Annotated in this window: 2 protein-coding genes and 1 pseudogene; 1 reads left to right on the top strand and 2 read right to left on the bottom strand. The window is 31.0% G+C overall.

Annotated features, from left to right (window positions below):
* Positions 1-794: nuclease-related domain-containing protein (locus HUN22_RS16540; protein ID WP_174731664.1), on the bottom strand; the 794-nt coding region annotated here is incomplete at its 3' end.
* A 327-nt stretch (positions 795-1,121) separates the two neighbouring features.
* Here HUN22_RS16540 and HUN22_RS16535 point away from each other — a divergent pair.
* A complete protein-coding gene (locus tag HUN22_RS16535) occupies positions 1,122-1,358 on the top strand; it encodes a VF530 family DNA-binding protein (protein WP_174731661.1) in 237 nt (78 codons plus the stop codon).
* 414 nt (positions 1,359-1,772) lie between these two features.
* Here HUN22_RS16535 and HUN22_RS18030 read toward each other — a convergent pair.
* Positions 1,773-2,069, bottom strand: a pseudogene (locus tag HUN22_RS18030) (VENN motif pre-toxin domain-containing protein); the annotation flags it as partial.
* Between the last annotated feature and the right edge of the window lie 286 nt (positions 2,070-2,355).

The following is a 2,355-nucleotide window of genomic DNA, read 5'->3' as shown; positions in this document are numbered from 1 at the left end:
ACATAAGATTTTAATCGATGTTCTCTTAAGATTATTTCCGACCACAACTCTTGTGAAGCATATTTACTCCCTAATTTTTCAAAATCCCATCTTCTTAGAATAGCTATATCACGTGTTTCTTTATGATGGGCTTCAAACTCTTCAAAAAGTTTTTTAGGGTGTATATATTCACTTTCTTTTTTGGCTTGATAGTCATGATATTCATAATTTAAAGGTTTAACTTTTTTCCCTAAAAAAAATTCATCAAAAACTTTTAATGAAGTATCACTATTTGGTCTTTCAAATCTACCGCTAGTAAATATTTCATTCATATTAGTATCTTGAACAATACTATTATAATTTTTTTGTAACTTTAAGAAATCTTCTAAATGATGAGTATATTCTTGATCATTTTTAGTTAAATGTTCTTTTGTACAAGTACCGCATAGAACTACATGTGCTTCTACATGTGGTGAGTAGCCTTTCAATTTATAGCTAAGCTCATTTGACAATAATGCTTTAATTCTTCGTGCATGCATTCTTTTAATTACATACGGGCTTGTTCCTCTATTATTACCATTTACAAACCACATTCCGTTATTACTTTCTAATTTTCCATTCCATTCTTTTAGTTCAACGACCAAAATTCTATCATTAGTGATTAATAATAAATCTATTTCCATAGACCCTTGACTGTCAGTGAGTACGATGCCAGCATAACCTTTCCACTTAGCAGTAAATTTTTGCTCAATGAGGTCAATTGCTTTTAATTCGCTTTTATGTAGCCCAGCACCTCCTAAAATTTTAAGTTCCATATCCCCTCCTAATTATTAATTACTTTTATTATAATAATTTATTTTAAAAAAAATCTAAATAAATATAAAAAATAATTACCTGAGGCATGTTGATATTTTTTGTGTAATTTGTTCTATAAAGACAATAAAGAAAATTTACAAGCTAGAGCGATATAACTTCAATAATTGCGCTTGAGCTTGTCAAGAATTCGACTAATTTATACTTATAAAAAGTTAACTAGAAAATAAGCTGTATTTTTTACGTTAATGACCTTTAAATTACAACCCTCTCATTTTTCAACTAGCTCAGGTTATAATAATGGACTGCCAAAATATTGTTGATCTATTATGAACGCCTCTAATGACCCTTTACACGGCAAAAAACTTGCTGACATTTTAGATGAATTATTGGATTACTACGGTGGATTTGAAGGCTTAAGTCGTAAAATTGAAATTAGATGTTTTTGTATAGATCCAAGTGTTAAATCATCATTGCGGCTCTTACGTACCACGCCATGGGCACGTGAAAAAGTAGAAAGCTTATATTTATGTGTCTTACGCCAAAAAGCCAAACAGAAATCATAGCTATCAAAACTATAGACTCAGCATTTTAATTAGTGGTGGGCTGCCACCAATCTTCTAGACAAATTTAGTCTATACTTTAGATCTTTTTAGTAGGAAAAGATGTATTTATAACTAGGTTCATGAATCAAATATTTTTTAAGCTATAATTTTAATACTCTAAGTAATTAAATTTATTGTTTATTCAACATAAATTTAATTGTGAATTAGATTCTAGGTGAACATAAGTTAAATATAAGATTTGGAAACCTACCATATATAAGGCTTCGCTTCTCTAGTTGCTAAGGCTGCATCTGACCTTCACCGAATCCACAATAGTTTGATCAGACTTATGTTCGTACTAAATATGTATTATGTGTAAATCAAACCTCTACTCAATTTGCTTCACAACAAATTTAAGCAATTCTCTATGGCTTGTGCTGTTAAATCCCGTATATCTGATTTGATGTTCTCTGCTAATAAGTTTGCATCAAACTTACCTGTTTCAGGATTGATCGCTGTTTTGCCATCGTTGTATTGATTCACAAAATAATCTGCTGCGGCTTCACTCACAACCGCTGCGCTACCTCCAGCCGCTGGATTTCCACCATTTAAGTAAGCTAGTGTTGCACCCAATATCGCATGAGAAGCTAATTGTGCAGCCTTGTTCCTATCTTCTCCATGTCCAAACTTGTCATCAATTACATTGGCTGCATAAGGTGCAAGTGCATTGGCTCAATACATCTATACTTTTTTAGCCAACCTACCAATCGAAATAAAGATATCAAAATCGCATAAAAAAGCATGCCAATAAGTACATGCTTTTAAATAATTGTATCAATAGCTAAACTATTTTTCAGTCAAAAAGACCTAATGTTATTTGCTTTAATTTCAGTTCTTGATCAAACTCAAAGTGAATATATTTATGATTATCAATTTTATATTTGATCCAATTAGTTCCAGAAAAATCTGGACGGCAAAAAGCTTTAATAATATTTTCTTTTGTAGCATTCGTATTTAA

It is taken from the genome of Acinetobacter lactucae (assembly GCF_013344765.1).
Lineage (GTDB): Bacteria > Pseudomonadota > Gammaproteobacteria > Pseudomonadales > Moraxellaceae > Acinetobacter > Acinetobacter lactucae_A.
This window is presented reverse-complemented; position numbering and strand designations above follow the sequence as displayed.